Annotated in this window: 15 protein-coding genes; 7 read left to right on the top strand and 8 right to left on the bottom strand. The window is 70.3% G+C overall.

All coding sequences use genetic code 11. The annotated features are described in order from the left end of the window. Together mtrB and HNR73_RS36950 are read left to right on the top strand one after the other, a co-directional pair. Positions 1–1695 (top strand): MtrAB system histidine kinase MtrB, encoded by a 1695-nt coding sequence (gene mtrB / locus HNR73_RS36945; RefSeq protein ID WP_239122043.1) that lies wholly within the window; start codon positions 1–3, stop codon positions 1693–1695. Beyond that, complete coding sequence (locus tag HNR73_RS36950) at positions 1688–3424, top strand: LpqB family beta-propeller domain-containing protein (RefSeq protein ID WP_184792730.1); 1737 nt, start codon at positions 1688–1690, stop codon at positions 3422–3424. Before mtrB ends, HNR73_RS36950 begins: the two co-directional genes overlap by 8 nt. Here the strand turns inward: HNR73_RS36950 and HNR73_RS36955 are convergent. After that, positions 3421–3774, bottom strand: a complete 354-nt coding sequence (locus HNR73_RS36955) for an MmcQ/YjbR family DNA-binding protein (protein WP_184792731.1) — start codon at positions 3772–3774, stop codon at positions 3421–3423. The two genes, HNR73_RS36950 and HNR73_RS36955, sit on opposite strands and share 4 nt — an antisense overlap. A gap of 176 nt (positions 3775–3950) precedes the next feature. Between HNR73_RS36955 and HNR73_RS36960 the strand changes: the two genes are divergently transcribed. Continuing rightward, positions 3951–4625, top strand: coding sequence for a ComF family protein (locus HNR73_RS36960; protein ID WP_184792732.1), 675 nt, complete (start codon positions 3951–3953; stop codon positions 4623–4625). A gap of 355 nt (positions 4626–4980) precedes the next feature. Then, positions 4981–5655: a ribosome hibernation-promoting factor, HPF/YfiA family gene (gene hpf / locus HNR73_RS36965; protein WP_184792733.1), complete on the top strand. Its 675-nt coding sequence runs from the start codon at positions 4981–4983 to the stop codon at positions 5653–5655. A gap of 1301 nt (positions 5656–6956) precedes the next feature. Here hpf and HNR73_RS36970 read toward each other — a convergent pair. Together HNR73_RS36970 and HNR73_RS36975 are read right to left on the bottom strand one after the other, a co-directional pair. Next, positions 6957–8087 carry a GNAT family N-acetyltransferase gene (locus HNR73_RS36970; protein WP_184792734.1) on the bottom strand — a complete coding sequence of 377 codons (1131 nt, stop codon included), beginning with the start codon at positions 8085–8087 and terminating at the stop codon, positions 6957–6959. After that, the gene (locus HNR73_RS36975) at positions 8084–9223 is read right to left on the bottom strand and encodes a GNAT family N-acetyltransferase (protein WP_184792735.1); all 1140 of its coding nucleotides are present in this window, start codon (positions 9221–9223) and stop codon (positions 8084–8086) included. Before HNR73_RS36975 ends, HNR73_RS36970 begins: the two co-directional genes overlap by 4 nt. Positions 9224–9318: 95 nt before the next feature. Here HNR73_RS36975 and secA point away from each other — a divergent pair, with 95 nt between their 5' ends. Further along, on the top strand, positions 9319–12210 hold the full coding sequence (gene secA, locus HNR73_RS36980) for a preprotein translocase subunit SecA (protein WP_184792778.1): 2892 nt from the start codon (positions 9319–9321) through the stop codon (positions 12208–12210). 65 nt (positions 12211–12275) lie between these two features. Here secA and HNR73_RS36985 read toward each other — a convergent pair whose 3' ends face one another. The 4 genes from HNR73_RS36985 to HNR73_RS37000 all read right to left on the bottom strand — a co-directional run bounded on the left by HNR73_RS36985 (position 12276) and on the right by HNR73_RS37000 (position 14347). Continuing rightward, positions 12276–12659 (bottom strand): RidA family protein, encoded by a 384-nt coding sequence (locus tag HNR73_RS36985; RefSeq protein WP_184792736.1) that lies wholly within the window; start codon positions 12657–12659, stop codon positions 12276–12278. After that, the gene (locus HNR73_RS36990) at positions 12656–13240 is read right to left on the bottom strand and encodes a helix-turn-helix domain-containing protein (protein WP_184792737.1); all 585 of its coding nucleotides are present in this window, start codon (positions 13238–13240) and stop codon (positions 12656–12658) included. Before HNR73_RS36990 ends, HNR73_RS36985 begins: the two co-directional genes overlap by 4 nt. Positions 13241–13268: 28 nt before the next feature. Continuing rightward, the gene (locus HNR73_RS36995) at positions 13269–13718 is read right to left on the bottom strand and encodes a GNAT family N-acetyltransferase (RefSeq protein ID WP_184792738.1); all 450 of its coding nucleotides are present in this window, start codon (positions 13716–13718) and stop codon (positions 13269–13271) included. Positions 13719–13855: 137 nt separating this feature from the next. Next, positions 13856–14347, bottom strand: coding sequence for an Rv3235 family protein (locus HNR73_RS37000; protein ID WP_184792739.1), 492 nt, complete (start codon positions 14345–14347; stop codon positions 13856–13858). Positions 14348–14564: 217 nt separating this feature from the next. Here HNR73_RS37000 and HNR73_RS37005 point away from each other — a divergent pair, with 217 nt between their 5' ends. Beyond that, the gene (locus HNR73_RS37005; RefSeq protein WP_184792740.1) at positions 14565–15059 is read left to right on the top strand and encodes a DUF6912 family protein; all 495 of its coding nucleotides are present in this window, start codon (positions 14565–14567) and stop codon (positions 15057–15059) included. Here HNR73_RS37005 and HNR73_RS37010 read toward each other — a convergent pair. After that, positions 14977–16206, bottom strand: coding sequence for a hypothetical protein (locus tag HNR73_RS37010; RefSeq protein WP_184792741.1), 1230 nt, complete (start codon positions 16204–16206; stop codon positions 14977–14979). The genes HNR73_RS37005 and HNR73_RS37010 overlap by 83 nt on opposite strands. A gap of 124 nt (positions 16207–16330) precedes the next feature. Here HNR73_RS37010 and pruA point away from each other — a divergent pair, with 124 nt between their 5' ends. After that, positions 16331–17959 (top strand): L-glutamate gamma-semialdehyde dehydrogenase, encoded by a 1629-nt coding sequence (gene pruA / locus HNR73_RS37015; RefSeq protein WP_184792742.1) that lies wholly within the window; start codon positions 16331–16333, stop codon positions 17957–17959. Positions 17960–17965 lie beyond the last annotated feature (6 nt).

A 17965-nucleotide genomic window follows, 5' to 3' on the forward strand; every position in this document is an offset into this window, starting at 1 on the left:
TTGCCCTCCGCGTTCACCCCTCCCTGGCGACGGCCGAAAGTCCGGGCGCTGCTGAGGCGTACCTACCGCGCCTCGCTGCGCATGGCGCGGCCGATCATCCGGACGTGGCGCGGGTCCCTCCAGCTGCGGGTTGTGGCGATCACCCTGGTGACCACGACGCTGCTGGTGGCGATGTTCGGCCTGATCGTCGGCAAGAGCATCACCGACCGCCTGGTGAACAACAAGATCCAGAACTCGCAGGCCGTGGTGGTCGGTGGCCGTGAACAGGCCATCAAGGAACTGTCCTCCCTCGTCGGCCCGCAGGACACCGCGCTGCCGCGAGTCGCGACCGAGCTGGTCAAGACCCTCGCCACCCAGCCCACCCAGCCCGGCAGCCGCTACGAGGTCCTGCTGGTCCCCGACCCCCGCATCGGCGACGCCGTCGCGCCCTTCCGGCAAGGCTTCGGGCACCCCGCCAAGGCCGAGACGATGGTGGTACCCGACGACCTGCGCGCCATGGTCGCCGACGGGCACAGCGGCTACCAGCTGACCTCCGCCACCTTCGACCAGGCGCCGGTGAGCCCGTTCCTCGTCTTCGGGACACCCCTGAGCACGAACTCGATCGGGTTCCAGCTCTATTACTTCTTCCCCCTGGAGAACGAGGCCGCGGTCAGCGACCTGGTCAGCAAGACCCTCTTCCTCGGCGGAGCGGCGCTCGTCATCCTCCTGGCCCTGCTGGCCGCGCTGGTCACACGCCTGGTCGTGACGCCCGTACGCGTCGCCGCACGCACGGCCCAGCGCCTGTCGGCGGGCCTGCTGCACGAGCGGATGACCGTCAAGGGCGCCGACGACCTCGCCAGACTCGCCGGGTCCTTCAACCTCATGGCCGAGAACCTCCAGCAGCAGATCGTCCGCCTCGAAGAGATGTCGCGCCTCCAGCGGCGCTTCACCTCCGACGTCTCCCACGAACTGCGCACCCCCCTGACCACCGTCCGGATGGCCGCCGACCTGCTGCACTCCTCCCGCGAGGACTTCCCGCCGGAGGCCGCGCGCAGCGCCGAGCTGCTCCAGGACGAACTCAACCGCTTCGAGGACCTGCTCGGCGAACTGCTGGAGATCAGCCGCTTCGACGCCGGCTTCGCCCAGCTCGACGCCGACGCCGTCGACCTCAACCCGATCGTCCGCTCGGTCGCCGGATCCTTCGCGGCGCTCGCCGACCGCTGCGGGGTGGAGTTGCGCGTCAGCGTCCCCCGGGCCCCCACGATCGCCGAGGTCGACGGGCGCCGGGTGCAGCGCGTCCTGCGCAACCTCATCGGCAACGCCGTCGAGCACGCCGAGGGCCGCCCGGTCGACGTGGAGCTCGCCGCGTCGGGCACCGCCGTCGCCGTGACCGTCCGCGACCGCGGTATCGGACTCAAACCCGGCGAGGAGAAGCTGGTCTTCAACCGCTTCTGGCGCGCCGACCCCTCGCGCGCCCGCCAGACCGGTGGGACGGGCCTCGGCCTGTCGATCAGCGTCGAGGACGCCAAGCTGCACGGCGGCTGGCTGGAGGCGGTCGGTGAACCGGGCGTCGGTTCGGTGTTCCGGCTGACGCTGCCGCTGCGCAGTGGTGACCGGCTGCTGTCCTCGCCGCTGTCGCTGAACCTCGGCGAACCGGCGGTCGAGCCCGCCGGGCAGGAAACGCAGGAGACGGCCGGAGGTGTGCACAGTGGATAGGCGCCGAAGCCCGCTACTGGCGGTCGTCCTGTCGGCGGGCGTGGTCCTGTCGGGCTGCGGTGTGCCCGCGGACGGCCCGGCGACCGAGATCGCCATCGAGCAGAACGGCGGTTCGGGTTTCAGCGACCCGGGCCCGTCCTCGCTGGAACCCGAGACCGACGCCGGGAACTCGCTGCGGAACTTCCTGGGCGCCGCCGCCGGGATCTCCACCACGCGCGGGGAACGGCTCAACAAGTTCTTCGTCTCGCCCTCCACCGAACCGATCGAGCAGTCGCAGGTCGTCAACGTCATCCGCCAGACCGACCTCACCCAGCTTCCCGACTCGGAGAACGGCCAGGTCAACTACCGTCTGCGGGCCGAGATCGTCGGCGTCTACGACCAGTGGGGCCAGTTGTCGCCGCCGGACGGCAAGCGCGACTTCACGATGGACTTCCGGCTGGCCAAGGATCAACCAGACGGCAAGTGGCGCCTGGTCGACCGGCCGACGCGGCTCCTGCTCGACGAGGAGGCGTTCAAAGGCGCGTACATGGTGTCGCCGCTGTACTTCCAGCGCGTGGGTTCCACCGCGCTGGTCCCCGACATCCGCTACACCTACAAGTACGCCACCGACGACCGCACCCGCGAGGAGCTGGTCGACTGGCTGCTGCACGGCCCGTCGACCTGGCTGTCCCGGGCGGTGACCACGGCCTTCCCGTCGGCGACCAAGCTCAACAGGCCCCCGACCCAGGTGGGCGGCGCCCTGGTCATCGACCTCGGCAGCGACGCGGTCACCGGCGACGAGGAGAAGATGGCCGCCCAGCTCGCGTGGACCCTGTGGGATGCCGCGGGCGGGTTGTCCCTGCGGCTGGAACGCAACGCGCAGCCGGTCTTCGAGAGCACCATCAGCGCCTACGCCGACCGGAACCCCACGGCGGTCTTCGCCGATGACACGAACTCGGTCCTGCACCGCATCGACAACGGCCTGGTCCTGTCGGCCTCCACCACCGGGAGCGGGCCCTACCAGGGCGTGGAGGACGCCAAGTACGTCGCCAACAGCGTGTCCCGGCAGCACACCGCGCTCGTGCACGACTCGAACAAGCTCACCGTGTACGTCGTCTCCTCGACGAAACTGGCCGAACAGGTCGTGACACCGTTCCCCGTCACCGGCCTGCCCTCGGGCACGGTCGGCAGGCCCACCTGGGTCGGGGAAGAGACGCTGCTGGTGCCGGTCGGCGGGCGGCTCTACGCGGTCAACGATCGTGGCGGCGGCACCTGGAAGGCGCAGTCGGGCAGCCTCATCAGCGGGGTCGGGCGCGTCTCGGCCGCACCCGACGGGGGACGTCTCGCCCTGACCGTCGACGGCCGCGCCTACGTCGTGCCCGTGATCCCGCAAGGCGACGGGACCGTTGAACTGGGCGACCGGCGGCCCGTCGACCGCGCCTACGACAACGTCGTCGACGTGGGCTGGAGCGAGGAGCACCGCCTCATCCTGCTCAACTCCGGGCCGGAGAACTTCCTGCGCTCGGTCACCATCGACAACGTCCAGGTCGAACAGCTCAAGGACAACGGGCCGTCCTTCCCACCGGACTTCCTGACCGTCCTGTGCGACAGTCCCGTCGGCGGACGATCGACCTCGGCGAAGGTCTACGTCGTGGTCGACAAGAAGATCTACCAGGCCGAATCACGTCGGCTGCGCGAGCTCCAGAACACCGACGGGACCCCCATGACCGGCACGGCGCCCTTCTTCTAGACCGCGCCACCGTCGTAGGTGTCCACCAGGTCCTTCGGGGCCGTGGCCCGCCAGGCGTGCTCGACCAGCTCGGCGAAACGGTCGGCGGGTGCCCGCGCGAGGTCCACCCGCAGGCCCACGAAGACGCGCCCGTGCTCGGTGCGCCACACCTCTTCGTACACGTCGGGGTCCTCGGCGACCGCTATCGCCGCCTCCTGCCTGCCCACCGCGATCACCGCGTGGGTCTCGCCCCGCTCGTGCCGCACGAAGTCGACGCCGCCGACCAGGAAACTCGGCTGCCGGTAGTGCACCCCCTCCACGACCTCCGGGAGGGCGGTGGCGAGTTTGCGGATGTCGTCGAGTCCGATCACGTGCGAACCCCTCGCGAGCGGCGGCGGATCTCCTGCGCACGATACCGCCTGGAGGATGCGCGCGACGGGGCTCGATGCCAGGGTCATCCGCAAGAGTTGTCCACAAGCGGTCGGTTGTCCACAGGGTCGCCCACCGAGCACTGGCGGCGCGGCCCGGCGGAGGGGAAGGTCGAGCCATGTCCTCACCGAAGACCTCGACCCTCCGCGCGATCGCCGACCTCGTCCTCCCGCAGTCCTGCGCGGGCTGCGGGAGGCGCCCCCTCCCGGGCCTGTGCGCGCCATGCCTGCTCACCCTGGAGACCCGGACACCGGCGTCCACAGCCCCCGACCCGCCGCCCCGGGGCATGCCGCCCTGCGTCGCCGCCGGCCTCTACGCCGGAGTGCTCGCCGAGGTGATCATCGCCTACAAGGAACGCGGCCGCCACGACCTCACCCGCCCCCTCGCCGCCCTGCTCGCGCGCTCGATCGCGCTCGCCGACGACACCGGCGCGCCCGTCCTCGTGCCCGTCCCGACCACCTTCGCGGCCCGCCGCAGACGCGGCAGCGACCACCTCCGCCCACTCGCCGAGGCCGCGGCCCGCCTCGTCGGCGGCACGGTCGCCCCATGCCTGCGCGCCCGGCGTCGGCCGGACTCCGTCGGCCTCGACCGGGGAGCCCGCCTGCGCGCCGCGCGCGGCGCCTACGCGCCCCGCTTCGCCGGCCGCCCGAGACGCGGCACCCCCGTGCTGATCGTCGACGACGTCCTCACCTCCGGGGCCACCCTGAGCGAGGTCGCCCGCACGCTCACCACGATGGGACTGCGCCCGGTCGGGGCGGCCGTCCTCGCCGTCGCCGGGAGGCGCGCGAAATAGGGTGTGCCGACCTGGGAATCCGGGCGAATCCGCGGCCGTCCGGGCTTAACCTGTGGATACACCCCAGCAAGACCTTCAGGTGATTCACAGGCGTCCGACCGGTGACATCCAGGTGATCAGCGGTTAGTGTCTAAGGATCGCGGGAAGGTAACGCGATGGTCTCGAACAGGCCGACACGGACAGACGTCGTACGGACAACGTACGGACGCGATGTCGGCCCGCTGGAGAGGAGGTCCGATCTTGCACACACCGGCCCCCGTGTCTTCCCCAGGCGGCCGGACATCCGAAGAGATCCCGGTTAACCCCTTGGTTAACCCAACGTGAGATCACATGATGATCGCGTGGGAGGTCAGGCGTGGAGATCGTTGTCAAAGGCCGTAACGTCGAGGTGCCCGAGCACTACCGCCAGCTCGTCGAAGAGAAACTGGCGAAGGTCGAGAAGTTCGACCACAAGCTGATCCGGATCGAAGTGGAGCTCCTCCACGAACCGAATCGCCGGCAGTCCGAGCGCTGCCAGAGGGTCGAGTTGACCTGCTTGTCCCGGGGCCCGGTGATTCGCGCCGAAGCGTGCGCCAAGGACTTCTATGCCGCGCTCGACGCGGCGGTCGAGAAACTCAACAACCGACTGCGCAAGTCCGCCGACCGGCGGCGCGTCCACCGCGGACGACGCACGCCCGTCTCGGTCGCCGCGGCGACCGCGGACCTGCCCGTGCCCGTTGGCGTGAGCGCCAACGGAACCGGTGCCGATGGCGCTCACGCCAACGGCGCGAACCGGCCGACCGCGAGCCTTCCGGCGGCCGACCTCGAAGCCTCCGACCCGTACGCCGACCTCGTCGACGAAGACCTTCCCGGCCGCATCGTCCGCGAGAAGGACCACGCCGCCGAGGCGATGACCGTCGACGACGCGCTGTTCCACATGGAACTCGTCGGGCACGACTTCTACCTGTTCCACGACAAGGAATCCGGCAAGCCGAGCGTGGTCTACCGACGCAAGGGCTACGCCTACGGCCTGATCCGGCTGGACACCTAGCCACACGACCGCCGCCCGCGGAGGCGACGGCGCGAGACGGGCGGTGGGCCCGGCGCCGGAACACGCGGCGAAGCGAGACGCGACAGGCGGCCGACCGCCGCCGGCGAACTCGCCCGGCGGTACACGACGACGACACCACTTCACAACGAGGCGCGCGCTTCGGGGAATCCGGCCCCGAAGGCGAGACGCCCGCATAGGCATACGAGGTTCAGCGGCTCCCGCGACGCGGGAGCCGCTTCTCGTGGGGGGGATGGCGCGGGTACGGCTCGGGCGGGGGCGGGTGGGGATGGCGCGGGTACGGCTCGGCCGGGGCGAGTGCGGAAGCCGCTCTCGCCGCGCCAGCCTCCCGAGCCCGCGTCCACATTGTCGACGGGATCCCGCCGGAGCCGAACACGCTCGCCATCGCCGCGACCGCCCGGCCTTCCGACGCCACCGAGTTCGCCGCGAGGCATGCCGAACTACCCCATCCGGCGGCCCCCTCCGCGAAAGCCCTGCGCGGCGTGGGCCTCGCGGCTGGCTCTCGCCGAGCTCGCCCGGGAGTGGCGGTCACGTGCCGGAGCCACTTCCCGCCGGGCCCGGCTTGGCCGTGGCCTGCGGGTGCTCGGCTGCGGGAAGCGCCATCCCCCCTAGCCCGCCGCGTCCCGGGCCCTTGCGGTGTGGATCTTGCGGCCAGCCCTCGCCGAGCTCGCCCGGGAGTGGCGGCCACGTGCCGGAGCCGCTTCTCGCTGCGTGGTTCGGCCGTGGCGTGTGAGTGCCCGGCAGCCGGGAGTGTCACCCCGGCCTTCACCCGTCGCCCGCCGCGCCTGCCTTCGCCAGCGAGTCTGCGTCCCTCCAGGCGCTTGCGGCGTGGGCCTCGTGGCTGGCTCTCGCCGAGTTCGCCCGGGAGTGGCGGCCACGTGCCGGAGCCGTTTCTCGCTGCGCGCGGCTCGGCCGTGGCGTGTGAGCGCCCGGTAGCCGGGAGCGCCCCCGGGGCCGTCGCCCGCCGCGCCTGCCTTCGCCAGCGCGTCCGCGCCCCGGCCCCTTGCGTCGTGGGCCTCGTGGCCAGCCCTCGCCGAGCTCGCCCGGGAGTGGCGGCCACGTGCCGGAGCCGCTTCTCGCTGCGCGGCTCGACCGAGGCCTGCCTTCGCCAGCGCAGCTCCCGGCAGCCGGAAGCGCCACCCCGGCCTGCCCCCGCACCTCCGCGCCCCACGCGTGCCGCCGGCCACGCCCCCGTCTCCCGCCGCGCCCGGGCGGTCGAGTCCGCGTCCCGCCGGAACCGTCCCGCTCGGCCACGCCAGACCCGTCCCGCCCGCTCCCGAGCGCTACCCCTCGCCCAGTTCGCCCGGGAGTAGGGACCACATGATGTTGTCGGTGCGTTCGCCGTCGCCGCCGTTGAAGTACGAGCGCAGCACGCCCTCGCGGGTGAACCCGACCCGGCGCATGATCGCCTGCGACGCCTCGTTCCACGTCGCCGTCCCGGCTTCGACTCGGTCGACGCCGACCTCCTCGAAGGCCCACCTCGCCACGAGGCGGACCGCGCGGGTCGCGAAGCCCTTGCCCTGGTGGGCGGGCGCCAGGTGGATTCCGATCATGCCGGTCGTCTTGTCCATCCCGCGCGAGTACAGGTCGATGCCGCCGGCGTACTCGTCGGTGGCGGCGTCGCGGATCGTCATCCGGGCCGATTCCCCCGACAGCCATTGCGCGTAGGCCGTCGCCGTGAAGGACCGCGTGTGCTCATAGGTCGGCTTCCCCGGCCGCGCCGAGGAGCGGATGAACTCGGGCAGGACCCGCACGGCGTGGAAGTCGTCGGCGTCGGCGGCGTTCAGGGGCCGCAGCGTCACGACGCCGTCGGTGAGGTGCCCGTCGGGCAGGTCGGGCAGGTGGCGCTCGATCGGGCCGGGCGGGTCGCCCGCGACCCGTGCGAACAGGGCCGAGTCGACGAGCGAGCCGTCGCGGCGGAGATGGTCACCGCGCAGGGTCGACTCGCGGCGGAAACCCGCGGCCAGCGCGACCCGCTGGCTGCCGAAGTTGGCCAGGTCGGCGACCAGCGTCATGCGGTGGATGCCGTTGGCGAACGCCCAGTCGGTCGCGGCGACGACCGCCTCGGTGGCGATGCCCTTGCGTCTCGCCCAGGGCGCCACCCAGTAGCCGACCTCGGCGACCCCGCGGCCGTGCATGACCATCGGGAAACCCAGCGACCCGAGCAGCCGGCCGCTGTCCTTGTCGGCGATCGTCCACTGGGCGCGGCCCTCGTCGTGGGCCTTCGAGGCGCGGTTGCCGATCCACTCGATGGCGTCTTCGACCGTGTAAGGGTCGGGCATCATCGTCAGGAACTCGCGTGTGCTCGGGTCGGAGCAGGCGGCCGCGACGTCCTCGGCGTCGGACAGCACGGTCGGCCGCAACCGCAGCCTTTCGGTGACCACGTCCCCCTCGGGGAAAACCGCCGCCGTCATTTCGCCTTCCCTTCCAGGTACTCCGCCTTCAGCAGCGAGGCAACCCAGCAGTCCCGCGGTTCACCGCGGTGTATCTGGTCGGCTCGCAGGGTGCCCTCCATGGTGAAACCGGCCTTCTCGGCGACCCGGCGCGAGGCCTCGTTGCCGACGTAGGCCTTCCAGACGACGCGCTCGCAGGCCATGACCTCGAAGGCGTAGGCGCTGATCGCCTTGAGCGCGGAGGTCATATAGCCCTTGCCGCGCGCCCAGGGCGCGGCGGCGTAGCCGACCTCACCGGTGCGCAGGTCGGCGCCCAGGCGCAGGTCGATGCTGCCCGAGTAGCGGCCGTCGGCGTCCGACAGCGCGAAGATCAGGTTCGTGCCCTCGGTCCAGCCGGCCCGCACGATCCGCAGGAAACCCTCGGCGTGCTCGCGGGTGTAGGGGGTCGGGACGGTGATCCAGCGGACCGACTCCGGGTCGCGGCTGACCGCGACGATGTCGTCGACGTCGTCGTCGGCGAAGGGCCGCAGGGTCAGTTCCGGGCGCTCGGTCTTCAAGACCGGCTGCTCCTCCATGAGCGCGACCGCCCTGGCCCGCATGGTCGCGTAGCCCGGCGGCGGCTCGTCGCTCAGCTCGCCGGGGAGCATCTCGCCGGTCCACAGGTCGACGCGGGTGCCGCGCTGGTCGAGGGCCGCGCGGGACTTCCCGGTCATGGTGAAGCCGAGCTTGCGGGCCAGCAGCCGCGAGTACTGGTTGCCGATGATGGCGTCCCATGAAACCCGGCGGGCGCCTGCCGCGTCGAAGGCCCAGGAGATCGCGACGCGGCAGGCGCGTTCGACGATGCCCTTGCCACGCCCGGCGCGCGTTGACCAGTAGACGATTTCGAGGGTTTCATGCCTGTGCACGAGGAAACCGACCATGCCGAGCAGTTCGTCGCTGTCCGTGTCGACCACGCACCAGCGGTACACGCTGTCGCGTATCCACTGCTTGTGGGTCGTCGGGAGGTACACCGCCCAGGAGTCCTCGTTGAACATCTCCGGAGCGAGGGTCCAGCGGAAGATGTCCCGGTCTGCCAAGGCGGCGGCGAATGCGGGATAGTCGGTGTCCTTGGCTGGCCTCAGGGTGATGTCGGCGGCGACGAGTGTGACCGGTTCCATCGCGCAAGCATGCCGGGCACTCGCACCTCCCGCCAGTCAATTGCCCCGCGTACGATTGTCGAGCAGGACGTCCTATAGGAGCGGTGAACGAACTCGTGTCGATATTTGAGAAGCTGCTGCGTGCCGGCGAGGGCCGGATGCTCAAGCGCCTTTCCGCCATTGCCGATGCCGTCAACTCCATCGAAGATGACTACGTCGATCTGAGCGATGAGGAGTTGCGGGCGCTCACCGACGAGTTCAAGGAGCGGCTCGAAGACGGCGAGACCCTCGACGACCTGCTGCCGGAGGCGTTCGCCACGGTCCGCGAGGCGGCCAAGCGGGTCCTCGGCAAGCGCCACTACGACGTGCAGATCATGGGCGGCGCGGCCCTCCACTTCGGCAACATCGCCGAGATGAAGACCGGTGAGGGCAAGACGCTGGTGTCGACCCTGCCCGCCTATCTCAACGCCCTCTCGGGCAAAGGCGTGCACGTCATCACCGTCAACGACTACCTCGCCCAGCGCGACGCCGAGTGGATGGGCCAGGTGCACCGCTTCCTGGGTCTGAGCGTCGGCGTCGTCCTGCCGAACCAGCCCTCGGCGAAGCACCGCGAGGCCTACGCCTGCGACATCACCTACGGAACGAACAACGAGTTCGGTTTCGACTACCTGCGCGACAACATGGCCCACTCCAAGGAGGGCCTCGTCCAGCGCGGGCACAACTTCGCCATCGTCGACGAGGTCGACTCGATCCTCATCGACGAGGCGCGCACGCCGCTGATCATCTCGGGCCCGGCGGAGCACTCCTCGCGCTGGTACACCGAGTTCGCCAAGATCATCGCGCGACTCAAGCGCGACGACGACTACGACGTCGACGAGGGCAAGCGCACCATCGCGATCAGCGAGTCCGGCGTCGCCAAGGTCGAGGACCGTCTCGGCGTGGAGAACCTCTACGAGGCCGGCAACACGCCCCTGGTCGGGTACCTGAACAACGCGATCAAGGCCAAGGAACTCTTCAAGAAGGACAAGGACTACATCGTCCGCGACGGCGAGGTCCTCATCGTCGACGAGTTCACCGGCCGCATCCTGGCCGGGCGCCGCTACAACGAGGGCATGCACCAGGCCATCGAGGCCAAAGAGGGCGTGCAGATCAAGCAGGAGAACCAGACCCTCGCGACGGTCACCCTGCAGAACTACTTCCGTCTCTACGACAAGCTGTCGGGCATGACGGGTACGGCCACCACGGAGGCCGGCGAGTTCAACAAGGTCTACAACGTGGGCGTCGTGGAGATCCCGACGCACCGCTCGATGGTCCGCGACGACCGCTCCGACGTCATCTACAAGACCGAGACGGCGAAGTTCGACGCCGTCATCGAGGACATCGCCGAGCGTCACGAGCTGGGCCAGCCGGTGCTGGTCGGCACGGTCAGCGTCGAGAACAGCGAGCTGCTGGCGTCGATGCTCACCAAGCGCGGCATCGCCCACGCCGTCCTCAACGCGAAGTACCACGCGCGTGAGGCCGAGATCGTCGCCCAGGCCGGCCGGAAGGGCGCGGTCACGGTCGCGACGAACATGGCCGGCCGCGGTACCGACATCCTGCTCGGCGGCAACCCCGAGTTCCTGGCCGCGGCCGAGCTGCGTCAGCGCGGGGTCAGCGAGGACGACGAGGAGAAGTACGCCAAGGAGTGGGACGAGGCCCTCGGCAAGTGGACCGAGGAGTGCGACATGGAGGGCGAGGAGGTCGTCGACATCGGCGGTCTGTACGTCCTGGGCACCGAGCGCCACGAGTCGCGCCGTATCGACAACCAGCTTCGCGGTCGCGCCGGACGTCAGGGCGACCCGGGCGAGTCGCGCTTCTACCTGTCCCTCGAAGACGACCTGATGCGCCGGATCAACGCCGCGGCCGTGCAGGCGGTCATGAACCGCCTGAACATCCCCGACGACGTGCCGATCGAGTCGAAGATGGTCACGCGCCTCATCCGTAACGCGCAGAGCCAGATCGAGCAGCAGAACGCCGAGCAGCGCAAGAACGTCCTCAAGTACGACGAGGTCATGAACAAGCAGCGCACGGTGATCTACGACGAGCGCCGCCTCGTGCTCAACGGCGAGGACGTCAACGACCAGGTCACGAACATGATCGACGACGTGGTCACCGCCTACGTGCGGGGCGCCACGTCCGACGGCTACGCCGAGGACTGGGACATGGAGGAGCTGGGCAAGGCCCTCAAGCTGCTCTACCCGGCCGGGATCGACTTCGAGAAGTACGACGAGGAGGACGGGCGCGACGACCTCGACGCCGACGGCCTGCTCGAAACGGTCCTCGAAGACGCCCACGAGGCCTACGCCAAGCGCGAGGAGACGATCGGCGAGGAGGTCATGCGCGACCTGGAGCGCCGGGTCCTCCTGCAGGTCATCGACCGCAAGTGGCGTGAGCACCTCTACGAGATGGACTACCTCAAAGAGGGCATCAACCTGCGCGCCTACGCGCAGCGCGACCCGGTCGTGGAGTACCAGCGCGAGGGCTTCGACCTCTTCACCGCGATGCTCGACGGCATCAAGGAGGAGACGGCCCGCTTCCTGTTCAACATCGAGGTCAAGGTCGAGGAAGCCGACGAGGAGGCCGACGAGGCCACCGCGGCGAAGGTCGGCGCCGGCCCGCAGGTCGGCGTGAAGGCCAAGGACATCGCCGCCGAGGCCAAGCGCAAGCCCTCGCCGCGCGTCCAGGTCAAGGGCCTGACCGAGCCGCGCAAGCCCGAGCGTCTCCAGTACTCCTCGCCGACGATCGACGGTGAGGCCGGTTCGGGCGGTGTGCAGATCGAGTCCGACACCCCGGCCGCGCTCGGTGGTGGCGGCACCCGCAAGAAGGGCCCGTCCTCGACGACCGCGACCGGCGGCAAGCAGGCCGCGTCCGGGCAGAAGGTCGGCTCCGGTCCGTCGCGCAACGGGCCGTGCCCGTGCGGCTCGGGCAAGAAGTACAAGCGCTGCCACGGCGCCCCCGGCGGGGAGTAGACGGCGGCGAGCGTGTCGTGAAAGGCGCCCCGGCTTCGGCCGAGGCGCCTTTTCGCGTGCCGCGCTCAGGCGACGGCGATCGCCTCGATTTCGAGGAGCCATTCCTCGGCGTAGATGTCGGTGATGATGATCGTGAGGGCCGGCCGGTGCTCGCCGAGGACCTCGGCGCGGATCTCGCCGTTGAGGGCCCGGTAGCGGCGGTCGGACAGGTAGATCGTGACCTTCGCGAGGTCGGCGACGCCCATGTCGGCCTCGGCGAGGACGGCCAGGACGTTGCGCCAGGTCATCCGGCACTGCTCGGCGAAGTCGGTGGGGACGACGCCGTCCTCGTCGCCCCACGGCACCTGGCCGCTGACGAAGACCACGCGCCGCGGGTTCTCGACGAGGGTGCCGTGGGTGTAGTTGCCCGTGGCGGCGGGGAGGACGGCGGGATCGAGGTTGGTGATCACGTGGGCTCCAGGGGTGCGTGGGGCCCGGCGACGTGCATGACGGTGTAGTACACGCACTCGACCGGGCCGTCGTTGGCGAAGGCGTGGGTCCGGTCGCCCGCGTAGTACAGCGAGTCGCCCGCCCGGAGCCGGTGGGGAGTGCCGCCGACGGTCACCGTCAGCTCGCCCGACTCCACCGCGATGTACTCGCGCGAACCCGTGGCGTGCGCGGTGAACTCACCGACCTCGACCCCGGGCGGCACGAGCGTCCGGATGAACTCGAACTCCACCCCCGCGAGGTTCGGCGAGAGGACCCGCCGCTCCCACCCGCTCGCCGCGACGATCACCGGCTGATCGGCCCGGGCGACGTGCACGACGCGCTCACCCTGGTCCTCGCCGAGCAGACGCGAGACGGTGGCGCCCAGGGCCGTCGCGACACGGGCCAGCACGAGCACCGTCGGCGCCTTCGCGCCCCGCTCGATCTCGGAGATCATGCTGCGGCTGACCCCGCTCGCCTCGGCGAGCGCGTCGAGACTCAGACCGCGCTCGCGTCGCCGCGCGCGCAGGCGCGAACCGAGGGCGTCGAGAAGTTCGTTCTCCACGGCTTCCACTATAGCGTCGGCTTCTCCATTATCGAGGAGGCTGGAGCGCGATCTGGTAGAGGATGAACCCGCGGTTGTCCGCGACCTTGTCGTACAGCGCCCGGGCCGTCGCGTTCGTCTCGTGCGTCGACCAGTACACGCGGCTGCACTCGCGCTCGCGCGCCCAGTCCGCGACGGCCGCGATGAGCGCCCGTGCCACGCCCTTGCCGCGCGCCTCGGGCGCGGTGAACAGGTCCTGGAGGTAGCAGACGTCGGCGGCGGTCGTGCTCGGGTGGACCAGGAAGTGGGTGATCCCGACGAGCTTCCCGTCGGCCTTCGCGCCGAGGGCGTGCATGCGGGTGTCGGCCTGGAACTCCGTCCAGGCGCGGTCGAACAGCGCCTCCGGTACCTCGGGGCGGCCGTAGAAGGCGTTGTAGCCGGCGAACAGTTCCCGCCAGGCGGTGCGGTCGTCGGGGGTGAGCCTGCCGATCGTGATCATGGGGGGATGGTGCCACGGCGGCCCGGATCCCGTCATCGGGATCCGGGCCGCCGGGTCGGTACTCAGACGAGCTGACGGTGCCTATGTTCAGACGAGCTGACTATGCCCACGTTCAGACAAGCTGACGGTGCCTATGTTCAGACAAGCTGAAAGCGCGTGCACCACCACTGCCCGCCGCGCAGTTCCTGCGCGGCGGCGAGGGCCCGGTCGCGCCGGGCTCCCCGCAGGACGGCGACGATCTCGACGCGCTCGCTGGTGCGCATCCGCACCGAGGACAGCCGGGCCGAGCCCGGCCGGTCGCCGTCGCTCGCGAGGAGCGTGCGGACCTGCGTGAACTCCTGGTAGGCGGTCTCGCTCATCAGTTGACGCAGCACTTCGGGCCCGCAGCGGGCGCCGAGCACGGCGGTGGACACCTCGACGAAGCGTTGTGCGGCCTTCCACACCGACTTCTGCACCGTCGGCGGACCGTGGCCGGGGCTGCGCCCCAAGGCCTTGGGCACGGGTGGGGCGTCGGAGGCGGGGTAGGCGGCCACGGCGGCGTCGTAGCTGTTCTCGGTCGCGAACGCGCCGTACAGCCCGATGACCCGCGGGCCCTCAAGGGGCCAGTCGGCGGTTGAGACAACGGTCAAGGTGTGCCTCCACGGTTTGTATAGATTGTTTCGGCGTTTTCGTGTAAACGCCAGTCCTGTCACACGAAAGACGCGAAAGTTACTCGGGAGTAATACTCTAAGTGTCGGCACCATCACGGTCAACGAACATTACGCGCGTGTCGCCGACCTCGGCTGTTAGAACGCGGCCACGCCCCCCGAGATACGTACTGACGGACCGAAAGGTTCAATGATCGGTGTGACCCGCATCTACCTGCCCGCGACGGCCGCCGACCTCGCCGAGCTGAACGCCACCGGCGTCCTCCCGGTCGGTGACGCCTACACCGTCACCGACGGCCTGCGCGCCGAACTCGCCGACGGAGCCGGGGAGGCCGACGACGAGTCCTGCGAGTACACCGCGCTCACCTCGGCCGCCTACGCCTCGCTCTTCCGCATCGCCGAACACACCGGCACCGCCCGCAGGCGCGTCGTCGTGGCCGCCGACGTCCCACCCGGCACGGTGCGCGGGGTCGAACTCGCCCTCGTCGAGGTCACCACGCCGGTCGAGCTCGCCGCCGTCGCCGCCGTGCACGTCGACGCCGACGTGCCCGAGGTGACGCGACTCGTCACCGAAGCCGCGGCGGCGATCGCGGCGGATGAGGACGCCGAGGCTACGGCCGATTCTTTGGACGGGCACGATCTGGAGTGGTACGCCCCTTCTGAGCTGGGCGACCTCGTCGATTCGCTGAGTTAGCCGGTTTCGCCGGCTCCTCGGCGACCGGCTTGCCCTCAACGGTGGCTTCCTCACCGACGGTGGCCTTCTCCTCGGCGCTCGCCTTCTTCGCGGGCCCACCGGATCTCGCCGTGCCGTTCTTGGTGTTCCCGCCTTTGCCCGCGACGGTCTTCTTCGCCGTGGTCTTGCGGGGCGCGGGCACACCGCGAGCGGGTTTCCCCTTCCCCTTCGTGACGATCATGTCGTCCTTCGGGGTGAGCAGCCCGACCGCCAGCAGCGAGGTCATCGCCCCGGCGAACAGGACCGCGAGCGCGCCGTTGAACTGCGCCTCGCTGGCCAGCCCGACGCTGGTCTCGTCGAGCACACTGAGCTGTCCGGCGAAGGACAGCAGCTGGTTGCCGACGACCCACATGAACAGTTCGGCCATCAGTGCGAACAGACCGGGCAGCGCCCCGGCGAAGACGTGTCCGAGCAGGGTCAGCCTCGCCCGGCGCTTGCGCAGGTAGAAGTGCACGACGAGGCCCACGACGAACCCGGCGAGCAGCGAGGTGCTCAGCCCGTACCAGCCGTAGGCGTTGAACTGGTCCCGCGCGGTCGTCCCGGCGTTGAGCAGGTCGAGGATCCCGTCCTGCACGGAGCGGTACCCGCGGATGAACCAGACCACCAGCAGCGCGACACCACCGAGGAGGCCCGCGGCGACCATGATCTGGGGTCGCATGGCCGAGATCAGCCCGCCGACGATGGCCGTGACGCCGATGACCCCGCCGACGAGCGCGGCCACGCCGACCTTGTCGGCGAAGGTCCAGAACACCAGCCCGCCGGCGATGACGCCGACGAGGAAACCGCCGGCGGCACCGATCACGTAACGGGCCTGCCTGGCCGCCCAGGTACCGGGCCGCGACTCCAGCCACCACAGCAGGATCGTGCCGCAGACCGCGCCGGCGAAGGTGCTGCCGACGAGGATCCCGGAAAGGTAGATGACCAGCTGCACGACGCCCTGGGGGTCGTCGACGACGACCAGGCGCAGGAGTTTGCGCAGGCCGTCGAGCTGGAGGCCCACCCACAGGGCGGCGACGATCGCGAGCGCGCTGAGCGTCGTGCCACCGGGAAGCGGGGGAGCGGGGGCCTTCTGCGGGGACTTCACGGACCGTTCTTTCGTGCTAGCCACGCACGTCAGGGTACGGGGACTCACAGTCTCGCCTCGCTCCGCACCGAGAACCGAGCACGCGTGGCAGCATGAGCACTGCCAGAAGATCCCCGACAACGCCGTCGAACCGCGAGGAGAAGCAGCAATGGACGCCCTGTTTGAGGTGCCGACTCCGCGTAACGAGCCGGTGGGCACGTACGCGCCGGGCAGCGCCGAGGCCGCGAGCCTTCAGGCGAAGCTGGCCGAACTGGCCGCCGTCAAGCACGAGCTCACGATCACCGTCGACGGCGAGCAGCGCGCCGCCGGTGGCGACCCGATCGAGGTCGTGCAGCCGCACAACCACCAGCACGTCCTGGGCGTCACGCACAACTCCACCGACGCCGACGTGGCCGACGCCGTCGCCGCCGCGAAGAAGGCCGCGCCCGCCTGGCGCGCCCTGTCCTACGCCGACCGGGCCGCGATCTTCCTGCGCGCCGCCGAGCTCATCGCCGGTCCCTTCCGCGACACCCTCAACGGCGCCACGATGCTCGGCCAGTCGAAGACGGTCCAGCAGGCCGAGATCGACTCCGCCTGCGAGCTCATCGACTTCCTGCGCTTCAACGTGGCCTTCGGTGAGCAGATCATCGCCGACCAGCCGCGCTCCTCGCCCGGCGTGTGGAACCGCTTCGACCACCGCCCCCTCGAAGGCTTCGTCCTCGCGATCACGCCCTTCAACTTCACCGCCATCGCCGGGAACCTGCCCAGCGCACCGGCGCTGATGGGCAACACCGTCGTGTGGAAGCCGTCGCCGACGCAGCAGCTCGCCGCCCACTACGTCATGCGCGTGTTCGAGGCCGCCGGGCTGCCCCCGGGCGTCATCAACATGGTGACCGGCGACGGGCAGGCCGTCTCCCGCGTCGCGATGGTCGATCCCGACCTCGCCGGCGTCCACTTCACCGGCTCGACGGCCGTGTTCCAGCACCTGTGGCGCACCATCGGGGAGAATATCTCCAACTACCGCGCCTACCCGCGCCTGGTCGGCGAGACCGGCGGCAAGGACTTCGTCATCGCGCACACCAGCGCCGACGCCGACGCGCTGGTCACCGCCCTGGTCCGGGGCGCCTTCGAGTACCAGGGCCAGAAGTGCTCGGCTGCCTCGCGCGCCTACATCCCGCGCTCGCTGTGGAACTCCGGGGTCCGCGACCGGCTCGCCGACGTCGCCGGTTCACTGACTTACGGCGACGTCACCGACTTCGCCAACTTCGGCGGCGCGGTCATCGACCGTCGCGCGTTCGACAAGCACACCGCGGTCTTCGACCGGATCCGCAACGACGCCACCTGCACCGTGCTGACCGGCGCGACGGCCGACGACTCCGTCGGGTTCTTCGTCCGCCCAACCGTGGTGGAGTCGACGAACCCCGACCACGAGCTGTTCAACACCGAGTACTTCGGGCCGATCCTGGGCGTGCACGTCTTCGACGACGGCGACTTCGACTCCGTCGTCGCGCAGGCCGCCGACGCCGCCCCCTACGCCCTGACCGGGGCCGTCTTCGCCGACGACCGCGCGGTCCTGGCGCGGGCGGGCGACGCGCTGCGCTTCTCGGCGGGCAACTTCTACCTCAACGACAAGCCGACCGGCGCCGTCGTCGGGCAGCAGCCCTTCGGTGGGGCGCGCGCGTCGGGCACCAACGACAAGGCCGGTTCCTGGCAGAACCTGATCCGCTGGGTGTCGCCGCGGACGATGAAGGAGACCTTCGTCCCGCCGACCGACCACCGCTACCCGCACATGGGGTAGAGCTCG

It is taken from the genome of Phytomonospora endophytica, assembly GCF_014202425.1.
Lineage (GTDB): Bacteria > Actinomycetota > Actinomycetes > Mycobacteriales > Micromonosporaceae > Phytomonospora > Phytomonospora endophytica.